This window comes from Paraplanobispora takensis (assembly GCF_016863195.1).
GTDB classification, from domain to species: domain Bacteria; phylum Actinomycetota; class Actinomycetes; order Streptosporangiales; family Streptosporangiaceae; genus Planobispora; species Planobispora takensis.
This window is the reverse complement of sequence record NZ_BOOK01000027.1, coordinates 17,478-36,286: the sequence shown is the minus strand read 5'-3', so window position 1 is coordinate 36,286 and position 18,809 is coordinate 17,478. Positions and strand designations below refer to the sequence as shown.

Below are 18,809 nucleotides of genomic sequence, written 5' to 3'. Positions count from 1 at the left end.
GTGCTCGTCATGACGGTGGTTCATCACCCCGAGGATGCCCGGATCCTGCACCGGCAGATCCGGGCGCTCGTGGACGCCGGTCATGAGGTCACGTATGCCGCGCCCTACACCGCGCGCGGCGTCATGGCACGGTCCTGGGTCAACGGCATCGACCTGCCCCGCGCCGCGGAGCGCAAGCGGCTGGCGGCGGTGCGCGCCGCGCGCAAGGTGTTCAAGCGCATGCGCGACCAGGTCGACCTGGTGGTCATCCACGACCCCGAGCTGCTGCTCGCCGTGGCGGGCGTGCGCAAGCGCCCGCCGGTCGTCTGGGACGTCCACGAGGACACCCCGGCGACCCTGTCGCTCAAGCCCTGGCTCCCGGCCCTCCTGCGCCCGCCGGTGCGGTTCCTGGCCCGCATGCTGGAGGGCACGGCCGAGCGCCACCTCCACCTGCTGCTGGCCGAGACCGCCTACGCGGGCCGGTTCCGCCAGGCCCACCTGGTGGTGCCCAACGAGACGTGGGTGCCCGACGCCGTGACCGCGCCGGGCGACGACCGCATCGTCTATCTCGGCTGGCTGTCGGAGGCCCGGGGCGTGCACGAGGCCATCGAGGTGGCCCGTCTGCTCCAGCCGTACCGGGTGGCGGTCGAGCTGATCGGTTACGCCGACCCGCAGTCACGGCCGCTGCTCAACGAGGCGGTCACCGAGGGCCTGCTGGAGTGGCGCGACTTCATGCCGAACGACGAGGCGCTCAAGCGGCTCGACGGGGCGCTGGCGGGCCTGTCGCTCCTGCACGACGAGCCCAACTACCGCCACTCCATGCCCACCAAGATCGTGGAGTACATGGCCCACGGCATCCCGGTGATCACGACTCCCTCGCCCCGCGCGGTGGAGCTGGTCGAGCGCTACAGCAGCGGCATGGTGGTCCCCTGGCAGGACCCCAAGGCCGTGGCGCAGGCCGTGCTGACGCTGCGCGACGACGTCAAGGAGCGGCATGCTCAGGGCGCTCGCGGGTATGCGGCGGCCCGTGCGAACCATCACTGGCCGAACTCGGCCCGCCGCTTCGTCGCCCAGCTGGAGGCCTGGGCCGGGGTCAAGAACTGAGCCGGGGCCGAAGACTGATCCGCCGCCCGGCCGCAGGCGCGGGCCGCGGCCCGCGACCGGTCCCCGTCACGGGAAAGCTCCTTACGTCAGCCTGATCGCAAGAACGGTAGTGTCCTGAACGTGCGCTGGTTCACGGCTCTTCTCGGAGTGGCGATCCTCGCCGCGGTCGCGACCGTCGTGCTGGTCCTGCGGCCGGACGGCCCGGCGGGCGGCTCGGAGGGCTCGGTCAGGGCGGGCGACAGCTCGCCGATCGCCTCCTCCCCGGCTGCGAGCACTCCCGCCTCCACCTCCCCGGCCAGTACGTTCACCGACCCGTGTGGAACGTTCGACACGGGCGTGAAGGCCCCGTACGCGGTGACCGGTTACTGGCTCGTCCCGACCACCGACCACTGCACCTGGCGCAGCCAGTTCCGCGCCATCCACGAGGTCGGCGGCGACACCGTGATCCGGATCGGCTGGGGCCTGCAGGCCCGCCGGGTCGACGACGAGGGCCGGATCCTGAGCGGCGACGACGAGGTCGACCCCCGCTACGAGCCGTGCGAGGAGGACGGCCTGTCCTGCGTGGCGGCGGCCGAGCGCGACCTCAAGGCGCTGAACCCGGGCAACCGCATCAACTGGACCTTCGTCTACCGGACCGACGAGGCGTTCGGCCCCGGCATCTTCCGCTGCCCCTCCGTGGAGAAGAAGATCGACACGGGCCGGACGGTCTTCTACCGGATCGTCGCCCCCGCCGACGGCTCCGACGACGCCACCTGCGACAACCTCACCTCCGGGGGCCGGGGCTACCACGTGATCCTGATCGCCGCGGCCAAGGAGGACAGCCTCACCGAGCTGCTGGACCTGGGCGACCGGTTCGGGATGCGGGTCTTCCCCGCGCTGCCCCTGGCCCCGCGCGACCCCGGCCAGTCCACCCGGGCCTCCAAGGAGGGTGTCGACACGCTCACCACGCTCACCCGGCGCATCCTGCAGGACTACGGCGCCCGCTTCCAGAACAGGGCCTCGCTGGGCGGCTTCTACCAGCCGTTCGAGCTGCAGATGCGCGACATGGTCTACACCGGGTCGGACGACCCCGGGGAGGCGGCGAAGGACAACCCGACGCTGCGCGTCTACGCCTCCCAGCACGAGATCGTGGAGCAGGTGATGCCGGGCAAGCCCATCCTGGTCAGCCCCTACCTGGAGGCGCGCAAGAAGAAGGCGTTCAGCGCCACGCCCAAGGAGGTGGCCAAGGGCTTCGAGGCCCTGGCCAGGACCGGGGTCGGGATCATCGCGCCGCAGGACAGCCGGGGCACCGGGAAGGTCGGGCTGTTCTGGCCGGACGAGCGGGACGAACCGGTGGACGACCGGCTCGTCCCGGTGGTCGGCGAGGGGCTGAGCAACGGCGAGGCCTACCACGGCTCCACCCGCGACTACTACCGGGCGATGGCCGAGGCCCGCGCCAAGATGGTCGAGCAGGGCTACGACGTGCAGCTGTGGGCCAACGTGGAGGCGTTCGAGCCGTCGTCGGCCCAGCCCTGCGGGCCCCGCACCGGGACCCGGGGGGCCACCGACAAGGACCGGCTCGACCGGGCCGTCACGCAGGTCGGCCGGTACGTCTCCAAGGTCGTCTCCTACATGTGGAGCGACTTCTTCACCTGCGGCTCTCCGTCCCTGGCCGAGGAGGTCATGCGCGACCACGACCGGCCGATCCCGGTCGACGCCGTACGGCTGGGCCGCGACATCCAGGACGGCATCGAGATCCGCGGGTACAACATCCCCGTGGGCGCGAAGGCGACGATCACCTGGGAGGGGCAGGAGACGCCCAGGACGGTCGACGTCGCCGGGGTGAACCTCGCGCCGCCGCCGGAGGGCACGCCCACCGGGATGGCGACGGCGTGGCTGCCGTTCGACTGGACCCGGGTGCCGGCCGACGCCTGGGTGCGCATCGAGGTCGCCGCCCCCGACGGACGCGAGGCGGCGGAGCCGTTGCACGTCCGCATCGTCGCGTGATCGGTGTAACGTGCCTGCCGTGACTCCTCCGGTTCCGCGGATTCCCGTCAGCGTGGACCTGGTCGTCCTCACGGTGCGCGGCCACGAGCTGAGCGCGCTGGTCTGGCGGCGGGACAACCCGCCCTACGAGGGACACTGGGCCCTGTCCGGCGGCTTCATCCACCTCGACGAGGACCTGCCCGCCGCCGCGGGCCGGATCCTGGCCGAGCGGGCCGGCCTGCCCGGCGCCCCGGTGCACCTGGAGCAGCTGCAGACCTACGGCTATCCCGACCGCGACCCCCGCCAGCGCGTGCTGAGCGTGGCCTACCTCGGCCTGGCCCCCGACCTGCCGGCCTCCACCGAGGCGCACATGAGCTGGCAGCCGGTCGGGGAGCTGACGTCCATGGCCTTCGACCACCGGCGCATCATGGTCGACGGCGTCGAGCGGGCCCGGGCCAAGCTGGAGTACAGCTCGCTGGGCGCGGCCTTCTGCCCGGCCGAGTTCACGGTGGCCGACCTGCGCCGCGTCTACGAGATCGTGTGGGGCCGCCCGCTGGACCCGCGCAACTTCCACCGCAAGGTCACCAACGCCGAGGGCTTCCTCGTCCCCACCGGCCGGACCACCACCCGCGACGGAGGGCGGCCCGCCAAGCTCTACAGCCGCGGCCCGGCCGAGCTGCTGCACCCCCCGATGCTGCGCTCGCTCAAGGACTGACCCGCCGAGGACTGACCCGCCGAGGACTGACCGGCCGGGGTCTCCACCGGGCCGGGGGGTGGTGCCCCATCCGCCCGCTCCTCATAAGGTAAGGCCATGCCTCGTTTCCGCGCGATCCTGGACACAATGCCTGCCTACAAGCCGGGCAGGGCCGTGGTGTCCGCCGACGGCCGGTCCTACAAGCTGTCGTCCAACGAATCCCCCTACGACCCGCTGCCCTCGGTCGTCGAGGCGATCGCCAAGGCGGCGACGGAGATCCACCGCTATCCCGACCCGGCGGCGACCGCGCTCACCGCCGCCCTCGCCGAGCGGTACGGCGTGCCGGCCGAGCACATCGCGCTGGGCGCGGGCTCGGTGACCGTGGCCCAGCAGCTGTTCGAGACCGTCAGCGAGCCGGGCGCCGAGGTGGTCTACGCCTGGCGGTCCTTCGAGGCATACCCGCTCCTGGCCGACCTGGCCGGGGCGACCTCGGTCCGGGTCCCGCTGGTGGAGGAGACCCACCACCTGGACGCCATGGCCGAGGCGATCACCCCGCAGACCCGGATGGTCTTCGTCTGCAACCCGAACAACCCCACCGGCACGGTCGTGCGCGCGGCCGAGCTGGAGGCGTTCCTGAACCGGGTCCCGGAGAACGTGCTCGTCGTGCTCGACGAGGCCTACCGGGAGTACGTCCGGGACGCCGACGTCACCGACGGCCTGACGATCTACCGGGACCGGCCGAACGTGGCGGTGCTGCGGACCTTCTCCAAGGCGTACGGCCTGGCCGGGCTCCGGGTCGGCTATCTGATCGCCAATGAGCCGGTGGCCTCCGCCGTGCGCAAGACGATGGTGCCCTTCGCGGTCAACCACCTCGCCCAGGTCGCCGCGGTCGCCTCCCTCGCGGCCGAGGAGGAGCTGCTGGAGCGGGTCGAGACCGTGGTCAAGGAGCGCACCCGGGTCCGGGAGACGCTGATCGCCCAGGGCTGGACGGTGCCCTCCACCGAGGCCAACTTCGTCTGGCTGCGCCTGGGCGACGACACGACGGCCTTCGCCGAGGCGTGCGCGGCCGAGGGCGTCGCCGTACGGCCCTTCGCGGGTGAGGGCGCCCGGGTCTCCATCGGCGGCCCGGAGGCCAACGACGCCTTCCTGGCGGCGGCGGCCGGCTTCAGGGAGGCCTGACGCCCCTCCGGGCCGGTCGCGGAGGGCCCGTCCGGCCCTCCGCAGGCCTCGGCGGCCTCCAGGAGGCCCCAGGAGGCCGTGACCGCCCTCAGGCCGGGTCAGGCCGGGGTCGTGGCCTCCACGGCCTCGGACTCCCTCTCCTGCGTCACGGCGGGCCTGCGTCGCTCGGTGGAGACCACCAGGGCGACGCCCAGGACGATCACCAGACCGGCCGCGATCATGGAGCCGGTCACCGGCTCGCTCAGGACCAGCGCGCCGAGGAGCACCGCCACGACCGGGTTGACGTAGGCGTAGGTGGACACCAGCGAGATCGGCGCCTTGCCCAGCAGCCACACGTAGGAGGTGAAGGCGACCAGCGAGCCCATCACGATCAGGTAGGCCAGCGCCGCCCAGGACCGTCCGGAGACGGCGGCCGGGTCCAGCCGCTCGCCCGAGGTGATGGCGATCACCGCCAGCCCCGCGCCGCCGGCCAGCATCTCCACCGCGCTCGCGGTGAAGGGGTTGGCGGGCATCGGGATCCGGGAGGACAGGAACGAGCCGACCGACCACGACAGCGACGCGAGCAGGATGATCGTGATGCCGGTGGCACTGCCGGCGCCGTCGCCGCCGGTCAGGGAGAGCACCGCGACCCCGGCGAAACCGATGAGCACCCCGGCCAGCGTGAGCACCTGCGGCCGGTCGCGCGTGACGATCCGCAGGACCACCAGCCACAGCGGCACCGAGGCCACCAGCAGCGCGGCCAGCCCGCTGGAGATGTGCTGCTCGGCGACGGAGACCATGCCGTTGCCCGCGGTCAGCAGCAGGAGTCCGACCAGCGCCGCCCCGCCGAACTGCCGGGCGGTCATCCGGAAGGCCCCCGGCCCGCGCAGCAGCAGGATCGCGGCGGCCAGGACCAGCGCGGCCACGGAGAACCGCATGGCCCCGCTGAGCAGCGGCGGGATCGTCTCGATCGCGATCATGATGCCGAGGTAGGTGGAGCCCCACACCACGTAGACGATCGCCAGGGCTCCCCAGACGAGCAGTGATGTGCGATTGTCAGCAGTGTTCGGACTCATGACACATGACGATACCGGTCGCCTGTGACATTCCGCTCGCGGGTTCCGGCCGCCGCACCCCGCCCGGGATCACCGGCGGTTCCCGGGGACGACCAGGCCGGACTCGTAGGCCTGCACGACCAGCTGGGCCCGGTCGCGGGCGCCCAGCTTGCCCAGGATCCGGCTGACGTGGGTCTTGGCGGTGGCGTGGCTGATGGTCAGGCGCGAGGCGATCTCCTCGTTGGACATCCCCGTCGCGACCAGGGCCAGCACCTCGCGCTCACGGCCGGTCAGCCGCTCCAGGCCGGGTCCGGGCACCGGCCGGGGCGGGGTGGCGACGTACTCCTCGATCAGCCGGCGGGTCACCGAGGGCGACAGCAGCGCCTCCCCGCCCGCGGCGACCCGCACCGACTGCAGCAGGTCGGCCGGTTCGATGTCCTTGACGAGGAAGCCGCTCGCCCCGGCGCGCAGCGCGGCGAAGACGTACTCGTCGAGCGCGTAGTTGGTCAGGATCACCACGCGCACCCCGTCCAGCCCGGGGTCGGCGCCGATCCTCCGGGTGGCCTGGATCCCGTCGACCGACGGCATCCTGACGTCCAGCAGCGCCACGTCCGGCCGCAGCGCGCGGCACAGCTCGACGGCCCCGCCCCCGTCACCGGCCTCGCCGACGACGGCGATGTCGCCGGCCATCTCCAGCAGCACCCGGAAACCGGCGCGGATCAGCGGCTGGTCGTCGGCCAGCACCACCCGGATCACAGCGTCACCCCGGCCGACGGCCGCCGGGTCACGGCCCCACCCGGACCGGCGCCCACCCCGGTCACCCGCTCCCCGCCGGCGACTCGGCCCGTACGGCCGCCGGCGGGTCGCCCCGCACCGCCGCCCGAGGCCCGCCCCGTACGGCCGCCGGCAGTTCGGCCCGTACGGCGAAGCCCCCTCCCGGCCGCGGCCCGGCGCTGAACGACCCGCCGACGGCGACCGCGCGCTCGCGCATCCCGATCAGCCCCATCCCGTTCCCGGTCTCCCCGGCACGGGACTCCCCGTCGTCCTCGACGCCCAGCACGATCATGCCGGGACGATACTCGGTCGTCAGCGTGATCGACGCGGCCCCGGCGTGCCGCAGCACGTTGGTGAACGCCTCCTGCACGATGCGGTAGGCGGCCCGGTCGACCTCCGGGGGGAGCTCCCGCCGCGTGCCGACGACGACCGTGTCCACCGGCAGCCCCGCGGACTCGGCCCGGGCCACCAGCCGGGGCAGCCGGGCCAGGCCCGCCTCCGGGCCGTCCGGCTCGGCCTGCCGGAGCACGCCCAGGGTGGAGCGCAGCTCGTCCATGGCCTCGCGCCCGGACTCCCTGATGGCGGCCAGCGCCTCGCGGGCCAGCTCGGGCCGCTGGTCGAAGGTCTGCAGGGCGACCGACGCCTGGACGTTGACGACCGAGATGGCGTGGGTGAGCGAGTCGTGCAGCTCCTGGGCGATCCAGAGGCGCTCCTCCCCGGCCCGGCGCAGCGCCTCCTCCTCCCGGGTGCGCTCGGCCTCGGCCGCCCGCCGCTCGACCTCGCGGACGTAGGCGCGGCGGTTGCGGCTCAGCTCACCGGCCACGACCGCCGCCGCCAGCCAGCCGCTGAGCAGGGTCAGGCCGCCTGGCTCCGGATCGCTCTCGGCGAGCGCGACCGGGACGGAGATCCCCGCGGCGAGCACGGCGGCCAGCGCGATCGCCAGGCGGCGCCGCCCGAGGACCGCCGCCGTGTAGATGGCGACCAGCGCGGGCACGACGGCGAAGACACCCGGATACCGGGCGGCGTAGTAGGCGACGGCGCAGCCCACCGCGACGGCCCCGACCGGCACGGGGGCCTCGCGCCGCAGCGCCAGCGCGAGCGAGGACACCACGATCAGCACCAGGCCCGGCGTCTCCAGGGGCCGCTCCGCCAGCCCCGAGTCGGACAGCCGCCCGTAGGTGCCCACGACGCCCAGCGTCAGCACGACCACGGCGTTCAGCACGTCGACCTTCCAGGTCTTCACGCTCTCCGGGGCCCGCCAGATCCTCACGGTCTCCGCGGTCCTCCAGGCCCCGACGGCCCCCGAGATCCTCGCGCCCGAGCCCCGCACGCCTGAGATCCTCATCCCTGAAACGGTAGGTCACCGCGGCGGCCGTGCCCACCGGCCGGTGGATGACATCGCGTCTGCGCCCCCGGTGGTATCCGGGGCCCCGTACGGCCGCGCCGTACATCCCGGGATGTACGGCGAAGTGACGCCGCCGGTCGGACGACCGCGCGACGCCGTCACGCCACCATGGCGATCATGAAGAGCTCACCCGCCGCGGCACAGCCCGGCCTCCCGCCCGCCGCGGCGCGGGCCCGCCGTACCCGCGCACCCGGATGGATCGTCTGGTCGCTGCGCGTCACCGCCGCCCTGCACCTGCTCGGCGTGCTCGGTCAGGCGGCGCTGGCGGGACTGTTCGTCACCGGCGATGTGGACATGCTCCTGCTGCACCGCGACAACGCCGGGTTCACCACCGTCATGCTGCTGGGCCAGCTGGTGGCCGCGATCCTGCTGTGGCGCCCGGGCCGGGGACCGGCCTGGCCCCTCCGGATGAGCGGCGGGCTCATGGTGGCCGAGACGCTCCAGGTCTTCATGGGACAGGAGCGCATCCTCATCGGGCACTTCCCGCTCGGCGTGGCCATCTTCGGAGTCTCCGCCGTACTGACCGTACGGGTCTGGTCCGGCCTGCGGACGGAGGAGTCGTGATCTCCCGCCGGGGCTTCCTCGGGCTGCTGGGCGGCACCGGGCTCGTGGTCGCCGGGTGCGGCGCGGGGGGCGGGCTGACGGCGGAGGTCTCCGGGGAGGTCCTGACGAGCGCGCTCCCGCTGCCCAGGCCGTTCACCGTGCCGCTGCCCGTCCCCGCGACGGCGCGTCCGGTGCGGCCGGGCCGCTACGAGGTGGTCCAGCGCGCCGCCAAGGTGGAGATTGTCCCGGGCACCGCGACCGAGGTGTGGGGATACGACGGCACCTTCCCCGGGCCTACCTTCGACCTGCGCCGCGGGAACCGTACCGTCGTCCGGGTCCGCAACGAGCTGCCCGTGCCCACCTCGACGCACCTGCACGGCGGGGTCAACCCGCCGGACTCCGACGGCTATCCCACCGACCTGGTGGTGGCGCGGGGGCGGGGGTTCCGCCCGCCGCCCGGGGCGCACTCGCACTCCGGAGCCGGGGACATGTCGCAGTGGACCATCCATCCCGGGGCCAAGGACTACGTCTATCCGCTGGACCAGCCGGCCGCCACGCTCTGGTACCACGACCACCGGATGGACTTCACCGCGCCGCAGGTGTGGCGCGGGCTGGCCGGGTTCCTCCTGGTCCGCGACGACGAGGACGACGCCCTGCCGCTGCCGAAGGGCGAGCGGGACATCCCGCTGATGATCTGCGACCGCGCCTTCGAGGAGGACGGCTCCTTCCGCTATCCGTCGCTGGACCCCAGCCTGCTGGTGAAGCCCGGAGTCCGGGAGGCCTACATGGAGGGCGTGGAGGGCGATGTGATCCTGGTCAACGGGGCGCCCTGGCCGGTGCTGGAGGTGGACGCCGCCCGCTATCGGCTGCGCCTGCTCAACGCCTCCAACGCCCGCCGCTATCGGCTGGCGCTGACCCCCGGCGGCCGGTTCGTCCAGGTCGGCGGGGACCAGGGGCTGCTCGCCGCGCCGGTGGGGCACGACGCGATCACCGTGGCGCCCGGCGAGCGGTTCGACGTGGTCGTGGACTTCTCCGCCCATCCCGTGGGCACCGAGGTGACCCTGGTCAACACCCTGGGGACCGGCCCGGCCCGCAACGTCATGCGCTTCCGGGTCGCCCGCCGGGTCCGTGACGACAGCGCGGTCCCGGACCGGCTGGGCCGGGTCGACCCCCTCGACCGGTCGGCGGCCGTCGCGACCCGGGTCTTCGACTTCCGCCGGACCGGGCAGGGCGGCGGCGGGTCCTGGACGATCAACGGCAGGCCGTACCGTCCGGGAGTCCCGCTGGCCAGGCCGCGCCTGGGCACCGTCGAGCTGTGGCGGTTCACCGGCGACTTCCACCACCCCGTCCACGTGCACCTGGCCCGTTTCCAGGTGCTCTCGCGCAACGGCCGCCCGCCCGCGCCGACCGACGCGGGCTGGAAGGACACCGTGGACGTGCGGCCCTACGAGGTCGTGGACACGCTGGTCCGCTTCGAGGGCTATCGAGGCCGGTACATGATGCACTGCCACACCCTCGAACACGAGGACATGGCGATGATGGCCGACTTCGACGTGGTCTGACCGGCCGCCCTACCGGCTGCCGAGCTTCTCCACGATCAGGCGGTAGAGCTGCCGCGGACGGCCCGGCTGGGGGGTGCGGTTCGGCGGGAGCGGCCACGCGAGTCCCTCGTCCACCAGCGTGCGCAGCAACCGCCGTGCCGTGCGGGAGGTCACGCCGAGCATCTTGCCCGCGCTCTCCGCGTCCACCACCGTGTCGCCGCTCTCCAGCTTGGCGGCCAGGCGGGCCAGCACCTCGACACCCTTGGGCTTGATCGCCCCCGTGCCGTGCGGAGGCATCCGGGGCGCGGGGATCAGCGCCCGGCCCTCGCGGTCGACCGCGAAGCCCTGCGCCTGCTTGCCCGCCTGGGTGCGGGCCAGGGCGGCCCTGGCGTGCGCCTCGGCGTCGTGGGTCGTCCGGCCCATGCCGACGCCCACCTCCACGGCCAGGCCCAGCTCGTCGCGCACCCGGGCGGCGAAGGGCAGCACCCGGAAACCCTCGGTGGCCGAGGCCACCGAGCCGCGGGTGGCGGTGACCATGTAGCTGTGGTCGTCGATCGCGGTCACCGTCGCGTTGATCCGGTTGGCCTCCTGGACCAGCAGCCGGTGCAGCGACAGCCGCAGCTCGTCGCGCCAGTGGCGGGGCGCGGCCCGGCGGACCGGCTCGCGGAGCGTGGGCACCTCCACCAGGACCACGGTCAGCTGCGACTCCTCCAGGCGGTGGTGGGCGCCGAGCAGCGCCGCGGTGTGCAGCGCCGTGCGGACGGCCGCGGAGGTCGGGCGGATCCTGACCGCCGGGATGTCGGCCGCCCGCAGGCGGTCGGCGACCGCCGGCAGGCAGGTCAGGGCCCCGGTGGTGCTGCCCTGGCGCACCAGGCGCTCGTGGAAGGCCGCGATCGTGCCCGTGGCACCCGGCTCGTCGCGGCTGTGCACGTTCTCGACCGGCAGGCCCAGATCGGCGTAGGCCTCCTCGACGTCCGCCCGGCTCAGCACGTCCACACTGACCCGGCGGGGGTCGATCCGCTCGTCCATCACCGCCTTCGCCAGCGCGGCGATCAGCGCGGCCCCGCCGAGCTGGACGTACGTCGCCGGCATCGTCAGCACCCCCGACCGCCGGGCCAGGTCGTAGGGGACGGGGCTGGCGAACAGACACGCGTCCACCCCCGCCCCCAGGCGGGTCACCTTGTCCGCGGCCTCCTGTTCGTCGCGGTAGGCGGCGGCCACGAGGCGACAGGGAAGGGGCGCCGCCGCATGACCCATCAGCATCACTCGCTCGACGAGGTCATGGGGGCCCACCACACCGATAGTGAGATCCGGTGTCATGGCGCCCGGGCGTGACACTCGTGGAGCTTCTTCGGCCCGCTCGACCAATTTCGTTCCCATCCTGCCGTCCGTTGATTTCGGCTCTCTTTTGGAACGATCGCTCGCGGGGACCATAATGTCACGCCCGATTTGATGTCAATCCGCGGCCAACCTTGGGCGGTAAATCCTAACTCTCACTGTTTACACAGGTCACGACCGATATCGTCTGGGCGAAACCGGTTGATTATGGCTATGAAATCTCCTGCGTCACATCCGCGCCCAGCGCCTGCATGCGCTCGGCGAGATATGAGTGACCGCGGTCGATGAGATAACCGGACTCGATCACCGTTTCGCCTTCGGCGGCGAGACCTGCGAGAACGAGCGCGATTCCGGAACGGAGGTCATGCGCGGTCACCTGGGTGCCACGCAGCGGAGTCGCGCCGCGCACGACCGCGCTGTTCTCCTTGACCTCGATGTCGGCGCCCATCTTGTTGAGTTCGGTGGCCAGCGCGAAACGGCCGTCGAAAATGCGTTCGTGAATGTAGCTGGCGCCGTCGGCCAGGCAGGCCACCGCCATGATCGGCGACTGGAGGTCGGTGGCGAAGCCGGGGTAGGTGTCGGTGATCACGTTGATCGGGCGGAGCGGGCGGTCCCGGCGCACGTGCAGGACCGCGCCGTGGTCGGCGAACTCCACGCCCATCTGCTCCAGCTTGTAGCGCACCACGCCGAGGTGGTCGAGGTCGGCCCCGACCAGGTTGACCTCGCCCCCGGTCATGGCCGCCGCCATGGCGAACACGCCGGCGTCGAGCCGGTCGGGCATCACGGTGTGCTCGACGGCGTGCAGCTCGTCCACGCCCTCCACGGTGATGAACCCGGTGCCCCCGCCGCTGATCTTCGCGCCCATCCGGGTCAGCATGTCGATGACGTCGAGGACCTCGGGCTCCAGCGCCGCGTTCTCGATCACGGTGGTGCCGCGCGCCAGGGCGGCCGCCATGATGAGGTTCTCGGTGCCGGTGTGCGAGGGCGTGTCCAGATACAGGGTCGCCCCGGTGAATCCGGCGGCCTTGACGTGGATGACGGCGTCGCCCTCGTTGACCACGGCGCCCAGGCGCTTGTAGCCCAGGTAGTGGAAGTCGAGGTTGCGGCTGCCGAGGTTGCAGCCGCCGACGCCCTCGATGATCGCCTCGCCCAGGCGGTGCAGCAGGGCCGGGACGAACAGCACCGAGCCGCGGAAGCGGCGGGCGATCTCCGCGGGCAGCACCGGGCTGTCCAGCCCGGAGGCGTCGATCACCAGAGTGCGCTCCTTCTCGTGGAGCTCGACCCTGGCGCCGATGGCCTCGGCCAGCTCCACCGCGCGACGGACGTCCTCGATGATGGGGACGTTGCGCAGTACCGTGCGGCCCCTGGCCGCCAGCAGCGCCGCGCCGATCATGGGCAGGACGGCGTTCTTCGCACCTTGGATGAAGGCGGTTCCGCGAAGTGCGTTGCCACCGCGCACGCGGTAACGGACCATACGTCAGGCTCCTTGAGGATGGAGAAATGTGACTCGTACGACGGCGACGGCGACGTGAGCGTCGGCCCAAACCCGAATGGGGCCAACAGTAGCCGTTACGCATCCCCGAACTTGGTACTTCGGGGACCAACTACCCCGCGAAGGACTGACCAGTCAGTTTCTCATATGCCTCTACGTATCGGTCCCTGGTGCGCTCGACGATCTCGTCGGGGAGCGGCGGCGGGGCCTCGCCGGAGGCGCGGTCCCACCCGGAGGCGGGGGAGGTGAGCCAGTCGCGGACGTACTGCTTGTCGAAGGAGGGCTGCTGGCGGCCGGGCTCCCACTGGTCCAGCGGCCAGAAGCGGGAGGAGTCGGGGGTCAGCACCTCGTCGCCCAGGGTCAGCACGCCGTCGGCGTCCCAGCCCAGCTCGATCTTCGTGTCGGCCAGGATGATGCCCCGCTCCAGAGCGATCTCCGCGCCGCGCCGGTAGACCGCCAGCGTGATGCGGCGCAGCTCCTCGGCCGCCTCGGCGCCGACCTCCTGCACGACCCGCTCGAAGCTGATCGGCTCGTCGTGCTCGCCGACGGGAGCCTTGGTGGAGGGGGTGAAGATCGGCTCGGCGAGCCGGGACCCGTCCACCAGGCCGGGCTCCAGCCGTACCCCGGAGACCTCGCCGTCGCGGCGGTAGTCGGTCAGCCCCGAGCCGGTCAGATAGCCCCGCGCCACGCACTCCACCGGGACCATGCGCAGCGGCCTGCACAGCACGCTGCGCCCGTCGGGGCCCGCACTCACCACGTGGTGGGGCACGATGTCGGCCAGCTGCTCGAACCACCACAGCGACAGCTTGGTGAGGATCGTGCCCTTGTCCGGGATGCCGGGGGTCAGGATGTGGTCGAAGGCCGAGATGCGGTCCGAGGCGACCATCAGCAGCAGGCCGTCGTCGGTCTGGTAGAGGTCCCGGACCTTGCCGGAGTGCACGTGCTTCACGGGCCAAGTGTGACAGGAGCGCCGCAGCCCCCCGGCGGACGGGGGCCCGCCGGAGTGGCGCGGCGGGCCCGGTCGTGTCCTACAGGGCCTGGAAGGCGATGTCGGTGCGGTGGTGGGAGCCGCGCAGCCGGATGCGGCCGACGGCCGCGTAGGCGGCGGCGCGGGCCGCGGCCACGTCGGGGCCGGTGCCGACCACGCTGAGGACCCGGCCGCCGCTGGAGACCACCCGGTCGCCGTCGGCGGCGGTGCCCGCGTGCAGCACGTAGGCGCCCTCGACCTCGTCGGCCTCCGCCAGGCCCTCGATCACGTCGCCCTTGACCGGGTCGGCCGGGTAGTGCTCGGCGGCGACCACCACGGTCACCGCCGCGCCGTCGCGGTAGGAGATCGGCCCGAACGCGCCGAGCGTCCCGGTGGCGCAGGCCAGCAGGAGCCCGGCGAGCGGGGTCCGCAGGCGGTCCAGCACGACCTGGGTCTCGGGGTCGCCGAAGCGGGCGTTGAACTCGATGACCTTCGGGCCCTTGGAGGTGAGGGCCAGGCCCACGTAGAGCACCCCGGTGTACGGCGTGCCGCGCCGGGCCAGCTCGGTCACCGTCGGGATGACGGTCTCGGCCATGACCTGCTCGGTCAGGCCGTCGGGGGCCCAGGGCAGCGGCGTGTAGGCGCCCATGCCCCCGGTGTTGGGACCCTGGTCGCCGTCGTAGGCGCGCTTGTGGTCCTGGGCGGGCTGGAGCGGCACGGCCGTGGTCCCGTCGCAGAGCGCGAACAGCGACACCTCGGGGCCGTCGAGGAACTCCTCGATGACGACCCGCTCGCAGGCCGCGGCGTGCCGCAGCGCCTCGTCGCGGTCGTCGGTGACCACCACGCCCTTGCCGGCCGCCAGGCCGTCGTCTTTGACGACGTACGGCGCGCCGAACTCCTCCAGCGCGGCGGCGGCCTCCGCGGGGGTGGTGCAGGTGCGCGAGCGCGCGGTCGGCACGCCCGCGGCGACCATGACGTCCTTGGCGAACGCCTTGGAGCCCTCGACCTGCGCGGCCTGCGCCGACGGCCCGAAGCAGGGCACGCCGGCCTGCCTGACCGCGTCGGCGACCCCGGCCACCAGCGGCGCCTCGGGGCCGACCACGACGAGGTCCGCCCCCAGTTCCCGGGCCAGATCGGCGACCGCCGCCGGGTCGGTCGCGGTCACCGGGTGCAGGGTCGCCACCCGCGCGATCCCGGCGTTTCCGGGAGCACAGTGGACTTCGGTGACCTGGGGGTCCGCCGCCAGAGACCGGCACAGGGCATGCTCACGCCCGCCGGATCCAATCACAAGAACGCGCACGCGGAGAGCCTATCGGCCCCGGCCGGGCCGGGCCGTCCACAGCCTGTGGACAAAACCCCGCGAACCACCCGATGTTCATCCGTGCCCGGGACACCCGGCCGGCGGGATGCCCGATTGTGTGAGATCTCCTCCGGAGCCCGGAGTACTCTGAAGAGAGTCCCCCGGATTTCTGTGACCGAGCTATGTGGTAGATTCGGACGGCTTTGCGTGCCTACTGCTGATTGGAGGTGGTTTGGGATGTCCTCTGGCGATCCCAGCAGTACGTGCTCGCGCACGCTGCCTGTGCGCACTCTCAACCACTTCTCCATATCGGTGCCCGAGCGGCCCCGCGCGCATTCATGTTCGAACTGAGGTGACATCACGTCGTGCGCGGGAAATGCCGGATCGGGCGGGAAGGCATGACATGCGCTCCTCGCTCCTGTTTCCCCGTATCAAGCACGCACGTGCTGTCCGCGTCCCGCACGGCCCCGGGGTCCCGGTCCGTGACCGGCTGAACGGCACCTGCGTGCCGCCGAGCGACTCCCTCGTCGAGTACGCCGCCTACGTCGGCGGCAAGAAGATCGACGCCCTGGGCATCCCCGACGCCCTGGAGCTCGTCCGCGCCCACAACGCCGCCAAGGAGAAGGCCGACGGTTTCGTCTGGGTCGGCCTGCACGAGCCCGACGCCCCCGAGGTCGAGTGGCTGGCGGAGGTCTTCGACCTGCATCCGCTCGCCGTCGAGGACGCCGTCAAGGCTCACCAGCGCCCCAAGGTCGAGCGTTACGACGACTCGCTCTTCGTGGTCCTGAAGACCATCGCCTACCTGGAGCACCAGGAGCTGACCGCGACCAGCGAGATCATCGGCACGGGCGAGATCATGGCGTTCGTCGGCCCCGACTTCGTCGTGACCGTGCGGCACGGGCGCTACTGCCCGCTGTCGGAGGTGCGCGAGCGCCTGGAGGACAAGCCCAAGCTCCTCAACCGCGGCCCGACCGGCGTGCTGCACGCCATCGCCGACCACGTCGTCGACCGCTACCTGCACGTGGCCGACGAGATGCAGGCCGAGCTGGAGGAGGTGGAGGCCATGGTCTTCGCCGACGTCAGCGCCCGCGACATCAGCCGCATCTACAACCTCAAGCGCGAGATGATCGAGATGAAGCGGGCCGTGACCCCGCTGCAGTCGCCGCTGTCCTCGCTGAGCCAGCGCCGGATGATCCCCTCCGACATGCGCGAGTACTTCCGCGACGTCGTCGACCACCTCGCCCGCGTCTGCGAGCAGGTCGAGTCGTCCAACGAACTGTGCAACTCCGTGCTGCAGGCGGCGCTCGCCCGCTCCAACGCCCTCGCCAACGAGGACATGCGGAAGATCTCCTCCTGGGTGGCCATAATGGCCGTCCCCACGATGATCGCCGGGATCTACGGCATGAACTTCGAGCACATGCCGGAGCTGGACTCCGTCTACGGCTATCCGGTCGTGCTCGCCGTCATGGTGCTCGTCTGCTCGCTGCTCTACCGGGGCTTCCGCCGCAACGGCTGGCTGTAGGGGGAGCCGGGGCGTGGCCGTCCGCGGGCCGGCCCGAGCGCGTCCGGAGGTCGGTCGGACTTCGTCCGGGGGGTCAGCCGGAGGCGCCGTCCCCGGTGTCGCCGCTCCCGGTCTCTCCGCTCCCCCCGGTCTGGGCGCGCACCATCCGCGCGTACAACCCGTCGCGGTCGCGGAGCAGGTCCGCGCGGGCGCCCTGCTCCACCACCCGCCCCCGCTCCAGGGCGACGACGGTGTCGAACGACTCGGTCACGCCGAACCTGTGAGTGATCATCACGGTCGTCCGGCCCTTCCGCTCGGCCAGCACCGCCTCGACGACCTCCCGTTCGGTCAGCGGGTCGAGCGCCGAGGTGGCCTCGTCGAGCACGAGCACGGGGGTGCCGGCCAGGAGCGCGCGGGCGAGGGCGACGCGCTGCCGCTCGCCGCCGGACAGCAGCGCGCCGCGCTCGCCCACCGGTGCGCCGTAGCCGCCGGGAAGCTCCATGATCCGATCGTGGATCCGGGCGATCCCGCACACGCGCGCGAGCTCGTCGTCCGGGGCCTCCGGGGCGGCGTATCTGAGGTTGTCGGCGACCGAGGCCTGGAAGAGGAAGGGCTCCTGGGCGACGATGCAGACGCGCCCGGGAAGCGGCCCGCGGACCTCCGTACCGTCGAGTTCGATCGAGCCCCCGGCCGGCGGGTGCAGCCCGGCGAGGAGATGGCCGAGCGTCGTCTTGCCGGACCCGCTCGGGCCGACGATCAGCGTGGCGGAGGCGGCCGGGACGTCGAAGCTCACCTCCCGCAGTGCCGGGCGTTCCCGCCGATCCGTGCCCGGATGGCGGAAACCGGCCCCGCGGACGGTGAGCGCGCCGGACCCCGGGGCGGCGAGCGCGGCCGGGCCGAGGCTCGGCGGCGGCTCGGGTGCGGGCCGCAGGTCGAGGTAGTCGAAGACCCGCGCGAAGGCGCCCAGAGCGGAACGGATCTCGGTGGAGACGTTCAGGACCTGCCACAGCGGCTGATGGATCCTGGCCTGCAGCACGGCGAAGGCGGCGAGCGTGCCGGGGGTCACGCCGTCCGTCAGTCCCGCGACCAGGAACACCAGGTACGGCGTCAGCACGAAGAAGACGTGCCCGGCGCTCATCACCACCTGGGCCACCACCCCCGAGCGCACTCCCAGCCGCGTCAGGCGTTCGCTCTCGGCGGCGAACCCGGCGATCTCGTCCTCGCGCCTGCCGTGCACCCTGGCCAGGACGACACCGCCCAGCGCCAGGCGCTCGGCGGCGATGGAGGACAGCTCGGCCCGGACGCGCTGGGCGGCGGCCGACAGCCGCTCCAGGGCCCGCCCCGACCGGGAGGCCACCAGCAGGACGACCGGTGACAGCACCAGGGCGACGCCCGCGAGCTCCGGCGACAGCACCACCATCGCGCCCGCCGCGGCCACGAAGCCGAAGACGCCGGAGAGCAGGCCGGGCAGGGTGTCCTTGATCGCGTACTCGATCTGCGCGGTGTCACCGGCCAGCCGCGACTGGACCTCGCCGCCCCGTTCGGCGGCGAAGAAGGTCAGCGGCATGCGCTGGAGGCGGCCGAACATCTCCACCCGCAGGGTGTGCACCACCCGCTGCGCGACCCGGGACGACACCCACGTCTGCCCGAGGTCGACGGCGCCCACCGCGCAGGCCAGGGCCGCGGCCAGTCCGGCGGCCAGGGCGAGCAGCGGCAGGTCCGGGCCGCCCGGTCCGAAGAGCGCCCGGTCGAAGACCACCTGCGTCAGCAGCGGGACGGCGGCGTTCAGCGCGGAGTAGATCATGATGAGCACGGCGATGACGCACACGGCCGCTCTGTACGGGACGAAGAGCCGCGCGACCCTGCTCCGGATCCCGGGAGCGGGGGACGCCTCCTGCTCGGAGAGAGGACGATCGTGCACGACCGGGCCCGTCCTTGTCTGTGCGTCTGTGCGTCTGTGCGTCTGTGCGGGGAGGAGGGTGCCTGCGCGGAG

15 protein-coding genes are annotated in these 18,809 nt (G+C 72.7%); 7 read left to right on the top strand and 8 right to left on the bottom strand.

Annotated elements, in window-relative coordinates; translation table 11 throughout:
* Positions 1-9: 9 nt before the first annotated feature.
* The 4 genes from Pta02_RS18155 to hisC all read left to right on the top strand — a co-directional run bounded on the left by Pta02_RS18155 (position 10) and on the right by hisC (position 4,921).
* Complete coding sequence (locus tag Pta02_RS18155; protein ID WP_239130856.1) at positions 10-1,083, top strand: glycosyltransferase; 1,074 nt, start codon at positions 10-12, stop codon at positions 1,081-1,083.
* A gap of 120 nt (positions 1,084-1,203) precedes the next feature.
* Positions 1,204-3,069 (top strand): DUF4434 domain-containing protein, encoded by a 1,866-nt coding sequence (locus tag Pta02_RS18150; protein WP_203876040.1) that lies wholly within the window; start codon positions 1,204-1,206, stop codon positions 3,067-3,069.
* Between the two features lie 19 nt (positions 3,070-3,088).
* Positions 3,089-3,763: an NUDIX hydrolase gene (locus Pta02_RS18145; RefSeq protein ID WP_239130854.1), complete on the top strand. Its 675-nt coding sequence runs from the start codon at positions 3,089-3,091 to the stop codon at positions 3,761-3,763.
* A 96-nt stretch (positions 3,764-3,859) separates the two neighbouring features.
* Positions 3,860-4,921 (top strand): histidinol-phosphate transaminase, encoded by a 1,062-nt coding sequence (gene hisC, locus Pta02_RS18140; protein WP_203876038.1) that lies wholly within the window; start codon positions 3,860-3,862, stop codon positions 4,919-4,921.
* 98 nt (positions 4,922-5,019) lie between these two features.
* On the opposite strand, the gene Pta02_RS18135 is transcribed toward hisC, so the two are convergent.
* The 3 genes from Pta02_RS18135 to Pta02_RS18125 form a co-directional block, all read right to left on the bottom strand.
* Positions 5,020-5,976, bottom strand: a complete 957-nt coding sequence (locus tag Pta02_RS18135) for an EamA family transporter (protein WP_203876037.1) — start codon at positions 5,974-5,976, stop codon at positions 5,020-5,022.
* Between the two features lie 69 nt (positions 5,977-6,045).
* Positions 6,046-6,711 (bottom strand): response regulator, encoded by a 666-nt coding sequence (locus Pta02_RS18130; RefSeq protein ID WP_203876036.1) that lies wholly within the window; start codon positions 6,709-6,711, stop codon positions 6,046-6,048.
* Between the two features lie 61 nt (positions 6,712-6,772).
* The gene (locus Pta02_RS18125; protein WP_203876035.1) at positions 6,773-8,074 is read right to left on the bottom strand and encodes a sensor histidine kinase; all 1,302 of its coding nucleotides are present in this window, start codon (positions 8,072-8,074) and stop codon (positions 6,773-6,775) included.
* A 177-nt stretch (positions 8,075-8,251) separates the two neighbouring features.
* Here Pta02_RS18125 and Pta02_RS18120 point away from each other — a divergent pair, with 177 nt between their 5' ends.
* Both Pta02_RS18120 and Pta02_RS18115 read left to right on the top strand, forming a co-directional pair.
* Complete coding sequence (locus Pta02_RS18120; RefSeq protein ID WP_203876034.1) at positions 8,252-8,698, top strand: hypothetical protein; 447 nt, start codon at positions 8,252-8,254, stop codon at positions 8,696-8,698.
* A complete protein-coding gene (locus tag Pta02_RS18115; RefSeq protein WP_203876033.1) occupies positions 8,695-10,239 on the top strand; it encodes a multicopper oxidase family protein in 1,545 nt (514 codons plus the stop codon). Before Pta02_RS18120 ends, Pta02_RS18115 begins: the two co-directional genes overlap by 4 nt.
* Positions 10,240-10,248: 9 nt before the next feature.
* Here Pta02_RS18115 and Pta02_RS18110 read toward each other — a convergent pair whose 3' ends face one another.
* From Pta02_RS18110 to purD, 4 genes are all read right to left on the bottom strand, one after another.
* Complete coding sequence (locus Pta02_RS18110) at positions 10,249-11,538, bottom strand: GTP cyclohydrolase IIa (RefSeq protein ID WP_203876032.1); 1,290 nt, start codon at positions 11,536-11,538, stop codon at positions 10,249-10,251.
* Between the two features lie 229 nt (positions 11,539-11,767).
* Complete coding sequence (gene murA / locus Pta02_RS18105) at positions 11,768-13,030, bottom strand: UDP-N-acetylglucosamine 1-carboxyvinyltransferase (RefSeq protein ID WP_203876031.1); 1,263 nt, start codon at positions 13,028-13,030, stop codon at positions 11,768-11,770.
* 130 nt (positions 13,031-13,160) lie between these two features.
* Entirely contained in the window at positions 13,161-13,997 is an 837-nt protein-coding gene (locus tag Pta02_RS18100) for a phosphoribosylaminoimidazolesuccinocarboxamide synthase (protein WP_203876030.1), read from the bottom strand.
* 79 nt (positions 13,998-14,076) lie between these two features.
* Positions 14,077-15,315, bottom strand: coding sequence for a phosphoribosylamine--glycine ligase (purD, locus tag Pta02_RS18095; protein ID WP_203876029.1), 1,239 nt, complete (start codon positions 15,313-15,315; stop codon positions 14,077-14,079).
* Positions 15,316-15,718: 403 nt separating this feature from the next.
* On the opposite strand from purD, the gene corA reads away from it, so the two are divergent.
* Positions 15,719-16,837 carry a magnesium/cobalt transporter CorA gene (gene corA / locus Pta02_RS18090; RefSeq protein WP_203876028.1) on the top strand — a complete coding sequence of 373 codons (1,119 nt, stop codon included), beginning with the start codon at positions 15,719-15,721 and terminating at the stop codon, positions 16,835-16,837.
* A gap of 73 nt (positions 16,838-16,910) precedes the next feature.
* Here the strand turns inward: corA and Pta02_RS18085 are convergent, their stop codons facing one another.
* A complete protein-coding gene (locus Pta02_RS18085) occupies positions 16,911-18,737 on the bottom strand; it encodes an ABC transporter ATP-binding protein (protein ID WP_203876027.1) in 1,827 nt (608 codons plus the stop codon).
* Positions 18,738-18,809: the final 72 nt, after the last annotated feature.

Coding starts and splice junctions, on each gene's coding strand:
- Pta02_RS18155 (WP_239130856.1), top strand. CDS start 10: ATGACGGTGGTTCATCACCCCGAGGATGCCCGGATCCTGCACCGGCAG.
- Pta02_RS18125 (WP_203876035.1), bottom strand. CDS start 8,074: ATGAGGATCTCAGGCGTGCGGGGCTCGGGCGCGAGGATCTCGGGGGCC.
- murA (WP_203876031.1), bottom strand. CDS start 13,030: ATGGTCCGTTACCGCGTGCGCGGTGGCAACGCACTTCGCGGAACCGCC.
- hisC (WP_203876038.1), top strand. CDS start 3,860: ATGCCTCGTTTCCGCGCGATCCTGGACACAATGCCTGCCTACAAGCCG.
- Pta02_RS18120 (WP_203876034.1), top strand. CDS start 8,252: ATGAAGAGCTCACCCGCCGCGGCACAGCCCGGCCTCCCGCCCGCCGCG.
- Pta02_RS18135 (WP_203876037.1), bottom strand. CDS start 5,976: ATGAGTCCGAACACTGCTGACAATCGCACATCACTGCTCGTCTGGGGA.
- Pta02_RS18110 (WP_203876032.1), bottom strand. CDS start 11,538: ATGACACCGGATCTCACTATCGGTGTGGTGGGCCCCCATGACCTCGTC.
- corA (WP_203876028.1), top strand. CDS start 15,719: ATGCGCTCCTCGCTCCTGTTTCCCCGTATCAAGCACGCACGTGCTGTC.